Raw genomic sequence first — 17,026 nt, forward strand, 5'->3', positions numbered from 1 at the left:
GACTCCCCATAGTGGGAGTGAGACTCCCCATAGTGGGAGTGAGACTCCCCATAGTGGGAATTTAGACGAGCTAGAACCTTTATCAAGTAATAGTTTCAGCAACGGCGGCTCACAGACTATTCAGACTAATTCAGACCCTAATATTTTTTCAGATAAGGGTGGAAATGAAAAAAGCCAGGAACTGATTCAAAATTCATGCACTGCGTTGTTAGATAAGCCAGAGTCTTCTGGTCAAGCCAATCAAATCGCTCATGTGGAAAAGAGTTCCGTCGTGCTGCTTGACCCATTTTTTAATCGTCGTCCCAAACCTCAAGAAATTGAATGGGACTGGGTTCCTGAAGGCGAATGGAAAGTAGACGGTAAGTTGGACGCGAATTTTGTAGACTGGCACGCTAGGCGCTGGATGCAGAAGTATGGAGCTTTAGACATCCACGAGGCTCGTAAAAATGTGCGGGCTTATCATCGAAACGACCCCCGCAGGCTTGCTGATGACTGGCAGGAATACCATGAAGCTACGTTGCACAAGGCTACAAATATCGCCGTTCGCCAATCAAATGGGATAAATGTCCCCAGCCAGGAAAAGGAAGCGATCGCCAAGCATCAAGCGGCCTTGCGTCCCTCAGACAAGTCGGTAGTGCGATCGCAGTATGAAGAAGTTAAGCAGTATATACCTTGTGTAGAACATGAAAAATTTTCCATGTTCTCAGCAACAGAGGTACATATGATTGCTGCCGAGAAAGATATCGACTGGGATGCTTTGGAGCAGCAAACTCAGGACTGGGAGCAAGAGCAAATTCAAGCACCAGAGGATGCAGACAATCCACAAGCTTATACATTGCGATCGGCATCATCCTCTGACAAAGAGTACTGGGCGAGGGTATACGCAGCTAGATCACAAGATGTAGAAAAAAGTGTAGAGGTATTTGCTTCAAGTCCGGTAAAAGATGTAATTGCGAAAATCGCCTCATCTATGTCGATGCCAAAAGAGAAGATGAAGTGCGCTACGAACGACCTAGAGCAACTTAATTCTTGGCTGCAAGATCCTACGGAGGTTTTGCGTAAAGAAGCTGTGCGAATCGCTAAATTACGTGGATACCAAATCGAGTTAGACGAAACCGGGAACCCAATGCGTATTTCTGAGCCAGATTTTTAAATGGATAACGAACTCACCGAATACAAATACCTGCATCTCCAAGCGGATTGGCGCTACTTTTCTCAGCTAGAGGCACTAATCGACCCAGTTCAAGAGGCGCTTACAGAAGCATTAATCAATAGGGATTGGGATGTAGCTATAGCACTAGAAAAGCTTCGCAATGAAGCCCAGCAGCAACTGCTAGAGCAAAGGCTTAGAGCCAGAGATATTGCCTATTGGCTTCAGTTGGATGATGACCTGAGAAAACATGAATTGACTTATGCGGGAGTGATAGAAAGATGAAAAATTTTTCAGGTTCTTATAAAGCAATATCTCTCTGGCAACCTTGGGCATCGCTTGTTGCGATGGGATTAAAGAAGTATGAGACGCGCTCTTGGTCAACTAATTACAGGGGTCGATTAGTCATCTGTTCTGCTCAAAGAAACTACCCCGAACAAGCCCAGGCTTACAGCAAAATTTTTCATAAACACCAAGTACTTTTTTCCAATACTGATAACTGGTTTGAGTGGGATGAATTACCCAGGGGATATGCAGTGGCGATCGCCAATCTAACTGACTGCATCAAGATGACGGATGAATTTATCGGACAACAATCCCAGCTTGAAATTGATTGTGGTGAGTGGAGCGCGGGAAGATTTGCTTGGAAGTTAGAACAAATCGGAAAAATTATTCTCCCTATCAAAATTACGGGTAAGCAAGGGCTTTTTAAACTTGATATTGATTTGGCTCTTGATGATTTAGAGGAAGTCGCATGACCACTAAACAAGTAAATGAATTTGATATTGCTTTCGACTTTCGTATGTGCAGGGGTGATGCAAAGCTAGTGGCGGACACTATTAATCAATGGAAGTGCGGCCCTGCGGCAGTTATTCACTACAGTTCTTTTGGTATGAACGGTGAAGATTTCCGTGTCAAAATCAAGCCAATCATGGATGGAATTGTTCATGATGCCTTACTTTGTGGTTATCAAGTTTTCTTCCTCAACAGAATGGGAGATTGGGAGGCTTTCCCTGACTTGGAAGAACCAGTTGCGCCCAAAGGCTACTGGTGGATGAGAATTTTATACGAGCGCTCCAGTTTGCAAGTTTCTATCCTTGCTCCTAGTTACAGGGCTTACAAAAATCAAGTATGGGAGGCAATCGCATCATGACCACCACTGCACCCAACCTTGGCAAAGTACACAACGGCGTAGCTCGTCCCGCTACAGATGAAGACCTCCAAATTCTTACCCCTGGTGATTGGATATCAGAGAGGGAAAGTCCCTGGTGTTACCATTTCAAGCGATGGGATGGTGATATGTGCATCGGGGTTTGGGAAGGGAAAGAATTTTTAATTCCCCGCTCCGTATTGCAGGTTTGTAGTGTAGTTGATGGGAAAGCGACAAAGTTTTGTTGGGCATTTAGTCACAACGTAGAAAACCCTGGCTTTATAGTAGGAAGCCGCGTTCGTGACACCTTTGGCGTTAATCAAAGAACTGGCGAGATTGTAGAGCTTCACGAAAGATGGGCAGTAGTGTTGTGGGATGGGTGCAAGCAGCCTAGTCAGTGGAGTTATGAGTATTTGGAAGCAGCTAATTCCCTGACCAAAGACCAAGCCCAAAAAGGGATGTATGTAGTCGAGGGCGAATCTCTCGCCATGATTATCGTAAAACTGCGCTCTAGTATCATGATTGAATTTATCGATTCGCAGTTAGTGGCAAGCTATAAAGACGAAGAATTAAACAAACTAGCGATCGCACCTCCTGAAATCATTGCCAACTATCGCGCCTCATACGGCGAATTTATGGCGAAGTTGGAAGCCCACGTCAGTTCGCTCAAGTCGGCAGAGCCGCCCACGCGACTGGCTCAGTTTAGTCAACAGCCCATAGTCCATAGTCCGCAGCACGAAGTTGGCAAGGAATATTGGTCAACCTTCCTTGGTAAACGAATCAAAATCACCAAGATTTACCCCTCTGTCAAAAAGGCTGATGTTGTCGTGGCAGGCGATCCGCTTGAGCGCCCCCGACTGCCTTTGTCGGATTTGGTGATTAAAGAAGTCCCCAACCTAGAACCCGTAAAGCCTTCTAAAAACAACAAAGAGTTTGAGCAATTGATAGCTCAAATTGAGAATGGACTTGGAGAACATGAAAAACTTTCCAACTTCTCAGAAGGCGACAGATGGAACCCCGATGATTTTGAAACTGGGCAGATGACTGTCTTCAACGAACCACCGGAACCCGACGATTTTGAAACATTAGAAGAATTCGAGGATGCTTATCGGCGTTGGGATGCTGAACAAGAAATTAAAGTAGGCGATCGCTTCAATTCTTCCTGGGGTGACGAAATCACCGTACTCAAAATCAACCCACACTCTTACCGCCTCCAGTGGGGAGCCAAGCAAAGAACTATCAACCAAGAGGCGTTTCGCAGCGCGATTATAAATCTGAAATTAAATAGGATAAAACAATGCTCACATCAGGACACCTTTTCGCAGGAGCATCTGGAGACACCGAAGGCGCTGTTGCCGCAGGATACAAACCTCTCTGGGCAGTCGAAAACGACCCCTACGCCGCCGCCGTCTACAGAAAGCGATTCCCCACAACAAGACTCATCGAGCAAGACATCAGAACCCTTACAGACGAATTTATTCTCAGCCTCCCAATACCAGATATCACAATCATTACTTCCCCTTGTCCAGACTTTTCCTTGGCTGGCAAGCGAGATGGACTTGCTGGAGTTCGCGGACAATTGTTTTTTGAAGGACTCAGATTCATTCGCCTCCAACGTCCAAGCGCATTCTTGTTTGAACAAGTTAACGGAATCCTTAGCGCAGATGGAGGAACTGCCCTCCCTCAAATCCTCCAAGCGTTTACAGGTCTGGGGTATCGCTGCACCTGGCAACTTAGGAATGGAAAACGCCACGTCCCTCAAAACCGAGAACGGCTTTTCATCGTGGGCTATTACGGGGGAAGTGAGAGCAACACAGCCCAAGCAAGGGAGGAAGTGTTTAGCTGAAATCATTGGTGAGGGAAACACCATTATTTATCGCGCTGCTGGGGGCGATCGCTTGTACACCCAAGAAGCGCCTACATTGCGATCTCTTACCAGTAAAGATGGACATCAAGCGGGAATAGGCGCTTACAAAATCCGCGAGTACAATGGCGAAACTTACCTTGAGCGCCCCATAAATGCCACTGAAGCAGAACAATTAATGGGGTGGGAAGCTTGCTCAACAGCAACAGGGATAAACAAGGAAGGAGATGAGATTACTATCAGTCAAACCCAAAGAATTAAGATGCTAGGAAATGGCATTATTCCAGCAGAAATAACTGATATCTTGACAGCAATTAAACCGATGCTAGAACGCAAACTAGAATCTGAAGTGCCGGATAATTTGCGCTTTGCTTATAGGCAGTTGCGGCAACGGGGGATGAGTCACTCTGATGCGGTTTTGGCGCTCAACCCTTGAATCGCTATCAATTCGGTAGCGATCGGTTAATCATATCCAGGCAGATGAATATGATTAACCGCTTAGGTTGGGCATCAATTAAGCTTTTTCTATTCTTAAATTATCTAAATATCCATTAAAATAAAATCCTGCAAATCCTAAATATCCAATAGTGAAAAGACCGTCACCGAAAACGGAAACTCCGGCAGCATTGGCTGTTGCTTCTATTGTGTTATTTATGGCTAGGAAGGATACATCTCCACTTCTTGATGCTTTTACGTTGTACCAAGTACTCAGCGAGATTGTTGTTTGAGATTCAAGGTAAATCAAACTAGTTCCCGCCGCATTCCTTCTCGAAAATATAAATTTATTGTTTGATCCTATAGATAAAATATATCTCTCCCCAGAACCGCCGTTAGATTTACCAATTAATGTGCGTGTAGAGTTTGTGTAGCTATTACCTATCCAGCAATCTAAATTAATAGAAAAGCTCCCAGTACCAAAATTAAAATCTGGGTGATCTGGCGTGGAAAGCCAAGAAACACCATCAAAAAAAGCGCTACTTCCACCACTTACACTTTGGGCGGTAGAGATAATAGTATTTTGCCTAGATATTGCCTTGCCTTTGGCAATATCTGTAAAAGAAGTGCTATTATTTGCCCCGTTAAAAGGCAAATCCAAAATAGGTGTTAATGCACTTCTTTTAGCTTTAATCAAGCCTTCTTTGCTATTCAGTAATACCATCTTCAAACACCTGATGTAATGCTAATTGCACTTCCCAATCACGCACAGAATGTATGCTCAATTCTTCAGCTTTTGACGTTCCTGGTATTTGCGGTTGATATTCGGGATCGAGAATTTCTTCATCAATCAAATTCTGAATATTAGTTTTTGATTGAGTCGATAAAATTGAATCAAGCATATCAACTAATAATAATAATCCTGGTCGATTATTTTCATTAGCTACACGTTCAGTTCTGTCGAGTAGATTATGCTGGGATATTTGCAATCCTTCTTCTCTGGTAATGCAAGAATATAAAGCATCTAAACTTAAAGGTTTTGGAATATTGCTTTGTGGTGTGGGGTTATCAATCAAAGGTTTGGCATTTAATAAGTTAGCGATCGCTGGATAATTTTGTGCTGTTACCAGTTCAGAATATTGTGAATTGGTAAGCTCTTGAGCGATGATTTCAATTTTATTCATAACGGTGGCAAGTTTTTATAAGGGTGATCATTTGGCAGTGTCGAAGCCATGCCCCACTTGTGGGCTAGATAGCCTTCCAGTTTTTGTGATTCTGATAAATCTGATGTATGAGCAACAACGACTTCTGCTATTTTTCCTAGAAAATAATTAGCTCCATTTGATTCTGCTCCCACGGAAGTAGCACTTGGATTGCCATCAGCAGCCAAACCCGCAGTTTGAAAAGTAGCAGATACTAATTCAGACCCATTTATGCGAATTTTTGCATTAGCTCCAGAGTAATCAACTAATGCTCCTTGAATATATTTTGTGCTTAGTGATCTAGTGTTTGCTCCAGTATTAATAACCTGATTAGTATCAGAATTTAATCTTCTTCCTATCATGCTATGCAATCCACTGGCAGAAGAGTATAAAGCTAATTTTGGTATAGCAGACGTTGGTGTGCTAATGAATAAAGCCCTTCCAGAGGAAAAGCTTGCCCCGGTTTCAATGACTATATAAGCCATTGCCTGAGCAGTATTTCTTAAGATATTGGCATTATCTATAGCTCCAGGACCACCAGCAGGAGTTCTTAATAATTGAGAGCTTCCATTAAAGCTCAAACAAGGCAATCCGTTAAACCCTGTTGTATCGTAAACTGGCTGATTTCCTGATGTTGCTTGCTGAAATCTTCTCCCTGCCGTTTTATCTATCCACTGGGAAATATTACTGCTATTAAATGTGAAAGTGGAAACATCTCTAGCATCAAGCCATAATCTAGATTCAGGTAATCTAATGGGCGACCAAACACCTTTTCTTGTGAATTTATTGCTAATTAAAAGCATACTAAATCACAAGCCATTCAACGGAGTAGCCTACAGAATTAGCACCACTTAAATTAATTACAAGCGCTTGATTTGTTTCTAGTCTCAAAGCATCTCCGGGCGGATAGTACAGAAATAAACCATCACCTTGCGCTTGGCACAGACTTCTTTTTCTGATAGTACTTGAACCGCTTTTTATTAATGCAGTAGTCGCTGTTGAAACTTCTAACTGCATTATTAATGAAGTAATAATAATCCTCTGTCCCGCACCAGGGGCGGCGATAATTGTGTTGTCTCCTGATGTATTAATTGTGCCACTCAAATAGCTAACTTCACGCAACCGAAGCGCAACCACTAAAGCCGTATCAACAGCTTGAGCGATCGCACTTGCCGCTTTTATTGTGGCTTGAATACTTCCACTTGCATCTAGTAATTTTAGTCCAGAAGTCAGAGCTTTCCTGATAGAAGAAAGCCACCCTAAATTACCACTACCACCAGTTTCTAAAGTTTGCCCTGTGATAGGTGTACTACTGTCGCTAGTATCACCCCCAAAGTTCTCAATAACATTGCCAGCCGAATCAACAATATTAGTCTTCTGGTATGGTGTCTCCGGCATTTCTCACCTTCCGTCTTGTTGATTTTAATTCTGGTATGGGGTCTGGGGATGTTGCTGCGGGTGGCTCTAGGCTCCACCCCGCAGCAATCCATCCCGGCGCATCCACTACTGGAATACGCCGGGATTGTCGTCCATCTTTATAAAGAGTGACTGGATCTAGCATGGCTGCAAGAATGCTCCATAGGTTAGGTTTCCGGGTGAACCTGTTTTCACGGCGCGGACTCGAATGTAAGCCGCGCTGGCAACCAAGTCTTGCACCCATTCCCCAGACAAGGGGATGTCGAATTTACCCGCCGTCCCAGCAGGTGTGATACTGCCAACCGGCGCAAATGTTGAGTTATCGGCACTAGCCTCAACACTGATTGTCCACTGTGCTGTTCCTGCCGAATAGCTAGAATATGCAGCAACGTCAACCACACACTTGTAGTTCACAAGCTTGGTGGCATCAAGAGCGATCGCGCTTCCGGCAGTAGTTGCAGAGATGGCGGCAGCAGTGTAGTCCCGCAGTTCTAGGTTTTTGTCGAACTGGTGCGAACGACGATTAGCAATAGTTGATCTTGGCATGGTGAGAACCTGAAAAATTTTTCATGTACGGGCGGGTTTGCCCGCCCCTTTGATTTATTAGCCCTACGCAGTAGCGTCCGCGTTTGTAACTCCGTAAAGACGAGCTACACTACGTCCGTGGTAACAGGCGATCGCGTTATACCATTCCACCCGTGTTCTATACACAGGCTTGGTTTCAAGCTCTCCCAAATCACGGCTGCTGATGCCGTAGGTGTTACCTGCCTTGCCCTGGATGCCTACAAGCTTCATGGGTGCAAAGGAAACTACATAAAGACTGGTACAAGCTGTGCTGGAACTACCATCTGGGGAGGTTTCAGTAAAATCCAAGATTTGATCGCCGTTGTTGTCATAGTCGCAAATGAGTAAAGGCAGATCATTGTAGTAACCCTGTTGGCGACCAAGCTCATCTTGCCGCCACTCAATATCCCCACCAATCCCCGCACGAGCCGCTTTTGTAATTCTGCGTCTCATTGCCTTGGAAAGAATGATGTGAGTCGGGTCATCAACTGCATCTATAGCTTCATCCAATTTCAGTAGCGACATTCCAGCCCCAGCCGCAGCATTACTGATTAACTGCGAACCAGTAACCCGCACTTGCAAGCCATCAAAAACCCGTGCGTTATTTGTGGAATCGCCTTTGATAAAGTTGCGAGTCCAAGCCAGAGACAAGGATTTGATTTTTGCCATCTCGTGAACAGTGCGGACTCTATCCCCCTGCATATCGATAATGGCTTTATCAACATCCAAATCCCCGCCGGCGATTTTCAAGGCTTCAGATTGGGGGTTCAACACACCAACCGATTCTGAATAGCCTTCATTGATTCCCCGAAATCCTACACCAGGAAGGGTGTCTTCGCGGTTGTAGTGAATACCTGTGCCATCGATATCTTCAAAGGGAATTGCTCTGAGAATATCGGATTGAGCCGCATATTCTTCAATGATTGTTGCTTGTTCTACGGAGGGGGCAAGCTTCGCCGCCTCCAATAAGGTCATTGGCATAATTCAATTAAATTCAAAATTCAAAATTCAAAATGAAAAACCCAAAAATCACTCTTGGACTTTCGTGATTCTCAAAACTCAAAATCCTCATCAAAAATCACTTTTGAATTCATAATTTTGAATTTTGAATTCCGCCTGTGGCGGTTAAATTCCTAGTTCCCTCGCCCGTGCTAATCGTTCGGCGCGGTTGGTTATCTTCATTAATTGCTCTCTGGTTGCAGCTGTCCCATTTTGCTGGCTATTTCGCTGCATCCCTCCACCCGCACCATTGCCCACGGGTTCAAATAAGGAAGTTGTCGGGCCAGCAGTTCTAAATTTGCCCATCAAATCTTCCACTGTGTAGGGTGTCCCCTTATCCGTCACCATCTTGGTTTTGTCACGGGGGTCAATTATCACCAGCTTCCCGGAATCATCAACTTCTATGTATTGCGTGGCGCGATCGCGTAGCAAATCAAAATAGCTCAAATCCCCTTCAGAGCCAGCTTTACCGCCTACTGCGTAAAAAGCTTTTTCTAGGGCATTCACCACACGAGTGCTTTTAAGTTCGTTGTTTAGCTGCTGAATTTGTTGCTGAAGGGTGGTTCGTTCACCTTGCCACCGTTCTTTTAGTTCGCCAAATTCACGCTGTTCTTCAAGCTTGCGTTCTTCGTAAGTTTTAGCTAGGGTTTCCAGTTCTTGGTATTTTTTGGGGTCAATCGCCTTGAATTGCTCAAGCTGCTTGGTTGTTTCAGTAAGCTGATTTTCTAAATCTTTAGCTTTTTTAGCAGCCTCATCCCTCTCAGCACGAGTGGCTTTGGCTGTGTTGAGAATTTTAGTTATCTCTTCTTCAGAATAAGTTTTAGGTTGAGAATCTTCTAATTCAGGAGGCATATCGCATCACGCGTATTGTGCGATCGCATAATTCCCCGGATTATTAAAAATAAAATTGATTATTATTGGTGACATCTGTTTCCCATGTTGGGACTCCGTAGAAATCTACCCCAAAAACTAATCTTGCTCCCTTAAAAAGGGAGGCTATTCTAATTCCCACATACAAAAGATCGTTTCCGACTTCTCCCCCCTGAAAGTTGGCCCCATTTAAATCAATTTTTGCTAACCTACCGAGAGAAATAATCTCGATTTCAGATCCTATATCTGGAGATGCCGGCAAAGTAATAGTTGGGGCATCACTAAAATTCTCAGAATCTGTGGCTGTGGAATTTATCAATAAGCGATCGCCATTGCTGGCGGTGTAGTTGCTAGTGATTACTTGTAAAGGAGATGTGCCACCGCCAGTCCCCCCAATCCTAATCCACCGCCCAGTAGCAGGATTGTCATCGGGCATCAAGATTTGATTATTATCTGCTGCCGTATCTGCATTTGAATCGAAAATATACCACGCCGGCACGGCTTTTACTAGCCTTGCATAGCCCTCAGTTCGCTGTGAAGGAGTAAGTGCTTTAAGCGAATTTATGGAGGTGATTGTGTAGGTTGTAGAAATAGTCATTGGTCAATAGTCAGTTGTCATTAGTCAATGGTCAACAGTCAATAGTTAATAGTTAATAGTCATTGGTCATTTGCACCCCTGCACCCTACCTTGGCATTGCATCAATAGCTGGAATTCCACCGCCCGATGGAGTCACCAAACTCACACTTGTACCCATGCTCAGTTCACCAGAGTTGGTAATTGCCTTGGTGTAGAATATCTTCCCTAAGCCATCCTTAACCCTGAATTGCCCGGTGATTGTGTCGTATCCCAGGATTGTGGCAGTTTGTTCTTGGGTGCGATCGCTTGAGCGTTGCGCCTCCACTTGTTTAATCTGGTAAATGCTTCTGTTATTTAGGCGAATTGCGGCTAAAATCGCTACCTCGGTCATAGTTTTAATAATAATTTTGCAAATTTAGGATTTTGATTCAATGGATTATTGGGATCAAAAGGAGTTGATGCGGAAGCCCAATCAACATCCCCGCTAAGTATTGTTTTACTCCCTCCGTGATAAGCGATCCATGTGATATTTACACCTGGGGTGAATACCGAACTAGGTATCTTGGAAATACTTGATCCACCATCAATCTCGCAGGCAGCATTGCCATAAAGAGAAGTAATGCTTTTGAATGTAGCAGGGTAGTTTGCCCCTCCGGCAGCCCCAGCGTAAGTGGATGTGTTGTCAACGCATCTTAATGGTGAATTGAGAATCGCCATGATTTCATTGGCTTTTCGCCTTTCTGTGGAAAAGCTGGCGTGTTCGCCAGTCGTAAAAGTCCAGCCGCCCGATTTTTGAAAGGATTTTAATTTCCTAACTTCCTGGGTAGATAGGCTTCTATTTGGCATAGGGATATAAATTAGCTTTAGCTTGCTAATGTCCGGCATCTCTGTGTCATCATAGCTAACTGATTTTTTCCATTGCGGATCGTCTCGATCAAGTATCCCTGAAAAGAAGTCAACCGCCCTGTCTGCGTGTCCAGTTTTTGTTAATCCTATATTCCAGACGATGAATCCCTGTAGCTGCTTCCTCTGCTTGGGTGTTGCGGACTGCTCTTGTACGGTGGGCATGGTATCATACCTATCTCCTCGCATCCGTACCATATCCCCACGAGCGATCGCCCCATTAGTAATTGTCTGTCCGTAAATCCGAGAACCTGAAAAATTTTTCAACTTCCCCCTACCAGTTGCCGAATCGTAGCCTAGATATTGGGTGGGTTGATTTTCTGGGGTTTCGGCATTGTTGATTGCTTTGGAGTTGTAGAGTTGGCGGTTGAGGTGCGATCGCCTCATCAGTAATTTTTCTTCAGATTCCACCGACGTACCCCGTATTCAATACTACCAAAGGAAACTGGTAACTATAGCCTTGTCCGTCCGGCACGGTAATTGGCGAGGATTCTACGGCGTAAGCAACCACAATCCCATTGGCACTACGCGCTCTAAATGTCCCACTACCAGTATTTGTGATATCCACCCCAATTTGAAAAGTGTTGGTGGTGGCACTTGCAACAGTGTAAATAGTTCCAGTATTGATGCCACCGGGAAGGGTGGCGAGTGCATCAGGTGTGAATACTAATTTATCACCGTTAGCAAATCCGTGACTATTGATAGTAATGGTGTCGCTTGTAGCGTTGACATCCGTATTAGAGAAGCTGCGAGAAGATATCGCAGTGGAATTAGCTATTAAAAAGACTGTCTGGAATTGTAGCGCACCACCAGAAGCAGAGAAGGCGGCAGCGATAATATTCTCATACCTTTGATCTGTCGCATCATAGCTGCCATCCCCTGAGAAGCTGCCGCTAACCCTAGAGTATCCATTGATGGGGAGTAGTTCAGCAGCAACAAAATCAGCAATTGAACTGCTTCGCCCCAGGGTTGCCGTGTTCGCTAGGCATACCCTAAATTTGGTCGGATCTGGGGCAGTCGCGCCACGAAATAGGATTTTGGCGCTCGTCTCTACCCATGTGTTTGTGAAGATTCCAGTAGGCATATATGCGGAGGAAGGAGGAAGAGGGAAGAGGGAAGAAGTGAAGAATCTTTCCTTCTTCCCTCTTCCCTCTTCCTTCTTTCTTCCCTATGAAAAACCCACTCTCTAGGGCATGAGCGGGTGTAGGTCAATTTAAAACACTATCACAGTGTATCCCAGTCAACGCTATCCCAGTCAACATTGTCCCAGCCGGAACTAGTGATTTCAGTCCCATTCGCCTCTAACCCCATACCCAATCCCAAAGGTGCAGAAAATCCACCAGTGCAAGTGATGCCCAAACCTAATGCCAGAGGTGCGATCGCCTCCACCACTTCCAATAAATACGGGTATCCAGTACAACCAATTCCCACACCTAAACCAAGGGAAAATTCTGCAATTTCTTGGTAGGGGAAAATCAATGTGCCACCGGTGATGATGGTTTCTCCTGTACTTGGGTTCACGGCAACTGAAGCACCAGAATTGTTACCAGTCCAAATCCCATCACAGGATACGAGCGCTTTGGTTGTGCCAATTACCCAGGATGCGCCATCTACTAAATAACTCTGCACCCCTCCATCCGGCTCGGCTGCACTAATCCCCATGAGTGGCTTGTAGTTGAACCAGCCACTATATAAAGGTGTGGCTATCTCCTGTCCTTTGTATCTGCCAAACAATAGCTTGCCTTCACGGGACGCTACTGCTTTGAGTAATGCCGTTCCTGGCTCATCACCCACAACGAAAGTATTGCCATCATCCGCATCAATCCTAGCTTGGGCGCACACTTCCACGCTGTAAGTCCGTTCCCTGGGCTTGAAGTCGCTTTCACAAGGGTCGGTGAATTTAGTACTATCTTCAATATTTATTTCATCAATTGTAAATTTCACTGGACAGCGTTCCGGCGCAGGCGGTGTTAATTGCCCAGAGTTTGAGGTTTGATACTTCCCTGTCCCGTCATCTACAAGCGCAGTTTTATTCCCGTTGGGGCCAGGGGAGGCGGTATCAGCCTTGACCCTCACCAACGCTTGCTGACTGGAAATTTTGTAACTCCAAGTCCCTGGAGTCCCCTTTTTAATTTGCTCCCACTCCTCAGTTTTTATTGCAGAAGTGACAAAGAAATCTAAACTCCCCCACTCCCCCCAGTCCTCACCAGAGTCGTTGAGGACTGACAAAATATGTTCATTGGTTGTGGTGGTGACTTTGGTAATCACGCCCTTGGGGTTGTATTCGTAATCTGTAAATATCTCTTGTTCTGGCCCTAATTTCAAAACTACGCCGTTGTAGCTACTAGGGCTACTTGCACTCAAAATCACCTCACGGTAGAGATTGCCCAGGTTCCTGTAAATCTGTTCTTGCTTGCGCTTGAGCTTACATTCCGAGTCTTGCTCGTAGTAAAAATATTCAATTTTATATTCATAGTCAATTAGCGCGGTTTTGTTGGAGGTGAAGCTAAAAACCGCTTCTATTACATCACTTGGAACAACCAAACCCATCGGCTTTTTGGTGTAAGTGGTGATAGTGAGGATATTTTTATCTTCGTCCCAGGTTTCATATCTTTCGCTTGTCTCAGTTAATATCCGAAAATTGTCAAGCGTTGGGTCAACCGTTGACGCAATACCGTAAGTCTCTGAATAATCCTGCCGTGTTTTTGGGTAAGGACGCAGAATTTTACCACTCCCCACAGCTTTGATGATGCTACACGGCTGCTCACTCCCGGTTAATCGCCGATACCAGATTTCATCCCTACCAACTTTGATACTCACCCCGCCACTAGCACTAAAATTAATCTTTTCCACACGGAAACTTTCATTTTTGTCAATCCAGGCAAAGCAGCCATAAGAATAGAGAATTTTCCCCACTGATTGCAGGTAGGAGCCTGAAAGATTTATGGGGTAATTAATACTGCCATCAGGCAAATCCCCTGCCACTGCATCAATCCCAGCTTTCGCTAGTAAGTTGGTGATGATGTCAGCGATCGCTTTATCAACTCCCGCCTCAATCCCTGTATCATCAGGATTTGTCGGTTCCTTGAAATTGAGCAAGGCTATCAAATCGCCTACCTGTACGGATAACTCTTGGCGATCGCTATCATATCTAGACCCCATCACCCTGAGCGCTCCCCTTGGGTGTCTCTCCCCGCCCACCGTGATAATTACGGCATTACCTCTACAAAAGTCGGTGATGTTGGCGCGATCGTCTAGGGAGGTGGTGAAACCCAGCGCCTTACCCAGCAACACTTCACCTGTAAAGCTAATCAAGCCAGACTGGTCAAGGTGGTTGTCACTGCCTTGAAATGATTTGAGGCAAGGTGTAAAGTTCTTGCCGCCGATGGTAATAGTAGTTAGTCTGGCTGATTGGTTAGCGGTCATGGGTGTAGTGGGGTCTGTCTAATCCCCAATACCCAATATTTACCGTGAGGTGGTTTGTGTGTACTTAGGACTTGGATATTCAGAAAGTGCCTGCACTACGATTGATCCGGCCACGGTATCCAGGATATTGTTCAAAGCCTTTAACTCAGACACATTGAACTCTCTTTGATGAGAAAGAATTTTACTTGTTCCCAGCCAAGATAACCTGACTACCCATCCGGTAAGCTGAGGAAAATACGATATTCTTGGATCTCTAATTTCTTCTGGTATTTGAGAATTAATGAAAACAATTCTATCAAGGAACATCGAAAAGACTAAGCCAGACAGTCGGGATACCAGTTCGATTTCTTCGTGCATGGTGAACATAATTAAGGATTATCTAATTCTCTCAGGACAAAGTTAATGATGTATGGGTACAAAACATTTCGCTGGAACTGCGATCGCGTGAGCGTAAGTTCCGATTAATCATTTTTATCTGGCTTACCAAAAAAGGCTTTAATGATAACCCCTGCCTTGGCTTTTAACAAAGATGTTCCGTAAGCAGTGTATGTAACAACATATCTACGCGTCACTGTGTACCTACCTTTGCTTGCCTCTTTGCGGAAGTGTGTAGAGTTCAAATGGCACACGAACCAAGGTGTTCCGCTATCAGAAGACAAATCAGTACAATTAATTTTCATGGGCTATCTAACTCCCTTAAGACAAAACTAATGATATACGGATACAACTGATTCCTTTGATGCTGCGATCGCGGCTCAAACATCCTGACATAAAAACTTCCCCACGATGCAACCCCAGTATTGCTGACAACCTGCTCAATCCTATCTTCCAAAGCAATCCGGTAGTTGCCATTGTCACGACGGAGGCGATCGCACTCGGCAAATATCCGCATCAAGTCTTGCCACTGTGCCATAGTCGCCATTGCACTCACCGTCCATATCCGCTTGGGTTCGTAGGCTGGGCCAGAATCAAGGGGAGTGCCAGCAATTGAGTATTCTGTTTGTCCGGTGTCGGCTATGGCGCGGTTGTATTCCGCGAACTTCCTGAGTTGTACAGTTGTGCCGGAAATACTGAGTTGTAGATAGCGGCTGGTCATGGGGCGATCGCGCGTAACTTCTCAGATGGCATTCCCGCATAGTGATGAACTACTGCTCTAATTCTTTTGTTAATGTCTCGCTGTCTTTCCACATGGAAATTTTTCCATCACGGTAGATTTTGGCAATAAATGGAGCGGGATGTTTGCGAACAAAGCCTTGCATTTTGACAATCACTTTTAGTAAAATTTCCGCCATTTCCTCACCTGATAAGCTTTGAGAAGCAAAGGTAAACATCTTGATTTCGGCGCGTGCAACAGCAATTCTTTCCAAACAGTTATTGCTAATCTTACCGTCTTTAGTGAGAACAACCCATCCCCTCTTGCCAACCTCTGGGAGCCAGTCTACATCTTGAGCATCTTTAGCAAAGTGTTCGTCATGAATCTCGATAGTAAGTCCTGCACTCCTGAGCTTTTCTACAATACATTTATTGCCTAGACATCTATCTATGAAAAAAGTGATGGATTGAGGTTGGGTCATGCAACAGCAGGCAGTTCACACCGGATAGCTTCTTCAATCATAAGGCGATCGCAGTCATAATCGTAAGCAAGGGACTCAATTGATTCACCAGCCTGATAACGCTCTGCCAATACACGGGTAGAAATTCCTGTCCCAACAATAGCAAGCCGACCAAAGGCAATTCGCGGATCTACAACGACGAAGCGAGGATTATCTTCTTCCTGGGAACGAGTAAACGGATAAAGCTTGATTGCTAGTCCAGTATCATCTGGCTCAATTCTTTCGAGGTGAGCATTAAAAGCGTCCTTGAGTTCTGTCTGTTCATTCTTCGAGGCATTGATCAAAGAGCCGTATTTCTCAATGAACAAGTCAACACCATCGGTAAGAAAACGCTCACGAGCTAAGGGATGAGAAGTTTGGAACTCCTCGTCAATGAAATCCAGAGCATCTCGCACCTTACGTAAATCGATTTTGTGATGCTTGCGAATAGCTCTTAAAACGTGAACTTCTACTAAATTGGTAAATGAAAGAAGCCGTGGTTTGCGGTTATGGATTGGAATCAGTGGTTTAGAAAAATTAGAACCATTCGATATTGGGTAACGTCTTCCGACCGTCCAAGCTCTAATCGTGGCTACTGGAATTCGTAAGTAACGAGCAGCATCCCTGATAGAGTATGTGGGAATATCTCTTGGATCTGTTCCTCCATAAAGCTCGATCATAGGGAAATCTTTCGACCTTATTAAAATTGCAGGGGATATAGGATGTTTAAGCTGAAACTCTTCAATCACACGGCATGAAGCCGAATTTTATCGCCAGCTATATCGAATAATATCACTATTATAGTTCTACTATGTCACCATAGTATGCCAACCATAGTGCCACTGTGGTACGGCGATGGAGCTAGTGTAATGGCACTA

At 44.7% G+C, this 17,026-nt stretch carries 23 protein-coding genes; 6 read left to right on the forward strand and 17 right to left on the reverse strand.

The window, feature by feature from the left end; genetic code table 11:
• The 6 genes from ACM5QX_RS22240 to ACM5QX_RS22265 all read left to right on the forward strand — a co-directional run.
• On the forward strand, positions 1 to 1,153 hold a 1,153-nt coding region (locus tag ACM5QX_RS22240), incomplete at its 5' end, for a hypothetical protein (RefSeq protein ID WP_414755528.1).
• Entirely contained in the window at positions 1,154 to 1,435 is a 282-nt protein-coding gene (locus ACM5QX_RS22245; protein WP_414755529.1) for a hypothetical protein, read from the forward strand. It begins immediately after the preceding gene.
• Entirely contained in the window at positions 1,432 to 1,908 is a 477-nt protein-coding gene (locus ACM5QX_RS22250) for an ASCH domain-containing protein (protein ID WP_414755530.1), read from the forward strand. The genes ACM5QX_RS22245 and ACM5QX_RS22250 overlap by 4 nt, the downstream gene beginning before the upstream one ends.
• Positions 1,905 to 2,303, forward strand: coding sequence for a hypothetical protein (locus tag ACM5QX_RS22255; protein ID WP_414755531.1), 399 nt, complete (start codon positions 1,905 to 1,907; stop codon positions 2,301 to 2,303). Before ACM5QX_RS22250 ends, ACM5QX_RS22255 begins: the two co-directional genes overlap by 4 nt.
• Positions 2,304 to 3,597: 1,294 nt before the next feature.
• On the forward strand, positions 3,598 to 4,146 hold the full coding sequence (locus ACM5QX_RS22260; RefSeq protein WP_414755532.1) for a DNA cytosine methyltransferase: 549 nt from the start codon (positions 3,598 to 3,600) through the stop codon (positions 4,144 to 4,146).
• Entirely contained in the window at positions 4,040 to 4,600 is a 561-nt protein-coding gene (locus ACM5QX_RS22265; protein WP_414755533.1) for a hypothetical protein, read from the forward strand. Before ACM5QX_RS22260 ends, ACM5QX_RS22265 begins: the two co-directional genes overlap by 107 nt.
• A gap of 78 nt (positions 4,601 to 4,678) precedes the next feature.
• Here the strand turns inward: ACM5QX_RS22265 and ACM5QX_RS22270 are convergent, their stop codons facing one another.
• From ACM5QX_RS22270 to ACM5QX_RS22350, 17 genes are all read right to left on the reverse strand, one after another.
• Positions 4,679 to 5,323, reverse strand: coding sequence for a LamG-like jellyroll fold domain-containing protein (locus ACM5QX_RS22270; protein ID WP_414755534.1), 645 nt, complete (start codon positions 5,321 to 5,323; stop codon positions 4,679 to 4,681).
• A complete protein-coding gene (locus ACM5QX_RS22275) occupies positions 5,307 to 5,783 on the reverse strand; it encodes a hypothetical protein (RefSeq protein ID WP_414755535.1) in 477 nt (158 codons plus the stop codon). Before ACM5QX_RS22275 ends, ACM5QX_RS22270 begins: the two co-directional genes overlap by 17 nt.
• Positions 5,780 to 6,604, reverse strand: coding sequence for a hypothetical protein (locus ACM5QX_RS22280; protein ID WP_414755536.1), 825 nt, complete (start codon positions 6,602 to 6,604; stop codon positions 5,780 to 5,782). Before ACM5QX_RS22280 ends, ACM5QX_RS22275 begins: the two co-directional genes overlap by 4 nt.
• A gap of 1 nt (position 6,605) precedes the next feature.
• On the reverse strand, positions 6,606 to 7,199 hold the full coding sequence (locus tag ACM5QX_RS22285) for a hypothetical protein (RefSeq protein ID WP_414755537.1): 594 nt from the start codon (positions 7,197 to 7,199) through the stop codon (positions 6,606 to 6,608).
• On the reverse strand, positions 7,171 to 7,362 hold the full coding sequence (locus ACM5QX_RS22290; RefSeq protein WP_414755538.1) for a hypothetical protein: 192 nt from the start codon (positions 7,360 to 7,362) through the stop codon (positions 7,171 to 7,173). The genes ACM5QX_RS22285 and ACM5QX_RS22290 overlap by 29 nt, the downstream gene beginning before the upstream one ends.
• The gene (locus ACM5QX_RS22295; RefSeq protein ID WP_414755539.1) at positions 7,356 to 7,763 is read right to left on the reverse strand and encodes a hypothetical protein; all 408 of its coding nucleotides are present in this window, start codon (positions 7,761 to 7,763) and stop codon (positions 7,356 to 7,358) included. Before ACM5QX_RS22295 ends, ACM5QX_RS22290 begins: the two co-directional genes overlap by 7 nt.
• 63 nt (positions 7,764 to 7,826) lie before the next feature.
• A complete protein-coding gene (locus ACM5QX_RS22300) occupies positions 7,827 to 8,762 on the reverse strand; it encodes a major capsid protein (protein WP_414755540.1) in 936 nt (311 codons plus the stop codon).
• A gap of 144 nt (positions 8,763 to 8,906) precedes the next feature.
• A complete protein-coding gene (locus ACM5QX_RS22305; protein WP_414755541.1) occupies positions 8,907 to 9,632 on the reverse strand; it encodes a hypothetical protein in 726 nt (241 codons plus the stop codon).
• Between the two features lie 43 nt (positions 9,633 to 9,675).
• Positions 9,676 to 10,248 carry a hypothetical protein gene (locus tag ACM5QX_RS22310; RefSeq protein ID WP_414755542.1) on the reverse strand — a complete coding sequence of 191 codons (573 nt, stop codon included), beginning with the start codon at positions 10,246 to 10,248 and terminating at the stop codon, positions 9,676 to 9,678.
• Between the two features lie 85 nt (positions 10,249 to 10,333).
• Positions 10,334 to 10,618, reverse strand: coding sequence for a hypothetical protein (locus ACM5QX_RS22315; protein WP_414755543.1), 285 nt, complete (start codon positions 10,616 to 10,618; stop codon positions 10,334 to 10,336).
• A complete protein-coding gene (locus ACM5QX_RS22320; protein ID WP_414755544.1) occupies positions 10,615 to 11,541 on the reverse strand; it encodes a hypothetical protein in 927 nt (308 codons plus the stop codon). Before ACM5QX_RS22320 ends, ACM5QX_RS22315 begins: the two co-directional genes overlap by 4 nt.
• The gene (locus ACM5QX_RS22325; protein WP_414755545.1) at positions 11,531 to 12,214 is read right to left on the reverse strand and encodes a hypothetical protein; all 684 of its coding nucleotides are present in this window, start codon (positions 12,212 to 12,214) and stop codon (positions 11,531 to 11,533) included. Before ACM5QX_RS22325 ends, ACM5QX_RS22320 begins: the two co-directional genes overlap by 11 nt.
• Positions 12,215 to 12,354: 140 nt before the next feature.
• On the reverse strand, positions 12,355 to 14,556 hold the full coding sequence (locus ACM5QX_RS22330) for a hypothetical protein (protein WP_414755546.1): 2,202 nt from the start codon (positions 14,554 to 14,556) through the stop codon (positions 12,355 to 12,357).
• Positions 14,557 to 15,017: 461 nt separating this feature from the next.
• Complete coding sequence (locus ACM5QX_RS22335; protein ID WP_414755547.1) at positions 15,018 to 15,236, reverse strand: hypothetical protein; 219 nt, start codon at positions 15,234 to 15,236, stop codon at positions 15,018 to 15,020.
• Positions 15,233 to 15,652 (reverse strand): hypothetical protein, encoded by a 420-nt coding sequence (locus ACM5QX_RS22340; RefSeq protein WP_414755548.1) that lies wholly within the window; start codon positions 15,650 to 15,652, stop codon positions 15,233 to 15,235. The genes ACM5QX_RS22335 and ACM5QX_RS22340 overlap by 4 nt, the downstream gene beginning before the upstream one ends.
• 49 nt (positions 15,653 to 15,701) lie before the next feature.
• Entirely contained in the window at positions 15,702 to 16,130 is a 429-nt protein-coding gene (locus tag ACM5QX_RS22345) for a hypothetical protein (RefSeq protein WP_414755549.1), read from the reverse strand.
• Complete coding sequence (locus tag ACM5QX_RS22350) at positions 16,127 to 16,828, reverse strand: DUF433 domain-containing protein (RefSeq protein WP_414755550.1); 702 nt, start codon at positions 16,826 to 16,828, stop codon at positions 16,127 to 16,129. The genes ACM5QX_RS22345 and ACM5QX_RS22350 overlap by 4 nt, the downstream gene beginning before the upstream one ends.
• Positions 16,829 to 17,026: the final 198 nt, after the last annotated feature.

It is taken from the genome of Anabaena sp. CCY 9910 (genome assembly GCF_963920875.1).
Taxonomy (GTDB): domain Bacteria; phylum Cyanobacteriota; class Cyanobacteriia; order Cyanobacteriales; family Nostocaceae; genus Trichormus; species Trichormus variabilis.

Excerpts from the sequence above, each read along its gene's own strand:
- ACM5QX_RS22330 (WP_414755546.1), bottom strand. The coding sequence starts at position 14,556 with ATGACCGCTAACCAATCAGCCAGACTAACTACTATTACCATCGGCGGC.
- ACM5QX_RS22285 (WP_414755537.1), bottom strand. The coding sequence starts at position 7,199 with ATGCCGGAGACACCATACCAGAAGACTAATATTGTTGATTCGGCTGGC.
- ACM5QX_RS22315 (WP_414755543.1), bottom strand. The coding sequence starts at position 10,618 with ATGACCGAGGTAGCGATTTTAGCCGCAATTCGCCTAAATAACAGAAGC.
- ACM5QX_RS22255 (WP_414755531.1), top strand. The coding sequence starts at position 1,905 with ATGACCACTAAACAAGTAAATGAATTTGATATTGCTTTCGACTTTCGT.
- ACM5QX_RS22345 (WP_414755549.1), bottom strand. The coding sequence starts at position 16,130 with ATGACCCAACCTCAATCCATCACTTTTTTCATAGATAGATGTCTAGGC.
- ACM5QX_RS22245 (WP_414755529.1), top strand. The coding sequence starts at position 1,154 with ATGGATAACGAACTCACCGAATACAAATACCTGCATCTCCAAGCGGAT.
- ACM5QX_RS22295 (WP_414755539.1), bottom strand. The coding sequence starts at position 7,763 with ATGCCAAGATCAACTATTGCTAATCGTCGTTCGCACCAGTTCGACAAA.
- ACM5QX_RS22265 (WP_414755533.1), top strand. The coding sequence starts at position 4,040 with ATGGAAAACGCCACGTCCCTCAAAACCGAGAACGGCTTTTCATCGTGG.
- ACM5QX_RS22350 (WP_414755550.1), bottom strand. The coding sequence starts at position 16,828 with ATGATCGAGCTTTATGGAGGAACAGATCCAAGAGATATTCCCACATAC.
- ACM5QX_RS22275 (WP_414755535.1), bottom strand. The coding sequence starts at position 5,783 with ATGAATAAAATTGAAATCATCGCTCAAGAGCTTACCAATTCACAATAT.
- ACM5QX_RS22305 (WP_414755541.1), bottom strand. The coding sequence starts at position 9,632 with ATGCCTCCTGAATTAGAAGATTCTCAACCTAAAACTTATTCTGAAGAA.
- ACM5QX_RS22325 (WP_414755545.1), bottom strand. The coding sequence starts at position 12,214 with ATGCCTACTGGAATCTTCACAAACACATGGGTAGAGACGAGCGCCAAA.
- ACM5QX_RS22300 (WP_414755540.1), bottom strand. The coding sequence starts at position 8,762 with ATGCCAATGACCTTATTGGAGGCGGCGAAGCTTGCCCCCTCCGTAGAA.
- ACM5QX_RS22310 (WP_414755542.1), bottom strand. The coding sequence starts at position 10,248 with ATGACTATTTCTACAACCTACACAATCACCTCCATAAATTCGCTTAAA.
- ACM5QX_RS22290 (WP_414755538.1), bottom strand. The coding sequence starts at position 7,362 with ATGCTAGATCCAGTCACTCTTTATAAAGATGGACGACAATCCCGGCGT.
- ACM5QX_RS22280 (WP_414755536.1), bottom strand. The coding sequence starts at position 6,604 with ATGCTTTTAATTAGCAATAAATTCACAAGAAAAGGTGTTTGGTCGCCC.
- ACM5QX_RS22340 (WP_414755548.1), bottom strand. The coding sequence starts at position 15,652 with ATGACCAGCCGCTATCTACAACTCAGTATTTCCGGCACAACTGTACAA.
- ACM5QX_RS22335 (WP_414755547.1), bottom strand. The coding sequence starts at position 15,236 with ATGAAAATTAATTGTACTGATTTGTCTTCTGATAGCGGAACACCTTGG.
- ACM5QX_RS22260 (WP_414755532.1), top strand. The coding sequence starts at position 3,598 with ATGCTCACATCAGGACACCTTTTCGCAGGAGCATCTGGAGACACCGAA.
- ACM5QX_RS22250 (WP_414755530.1), top strand. The coding sequence starts at position 1,432 with ATGAAAAATTTTTCAGGTTCTTATAAAGCAATATCTCTCTGGCAACCT.
- ACM5QX_RS22270 (WP_414755534.1), bottom strand. The coding sequence starts at position 5,323 with ATGGTATTACTGAATAGCAAAGAAGGCTTGATTAAAGCTAAAAGAAGT.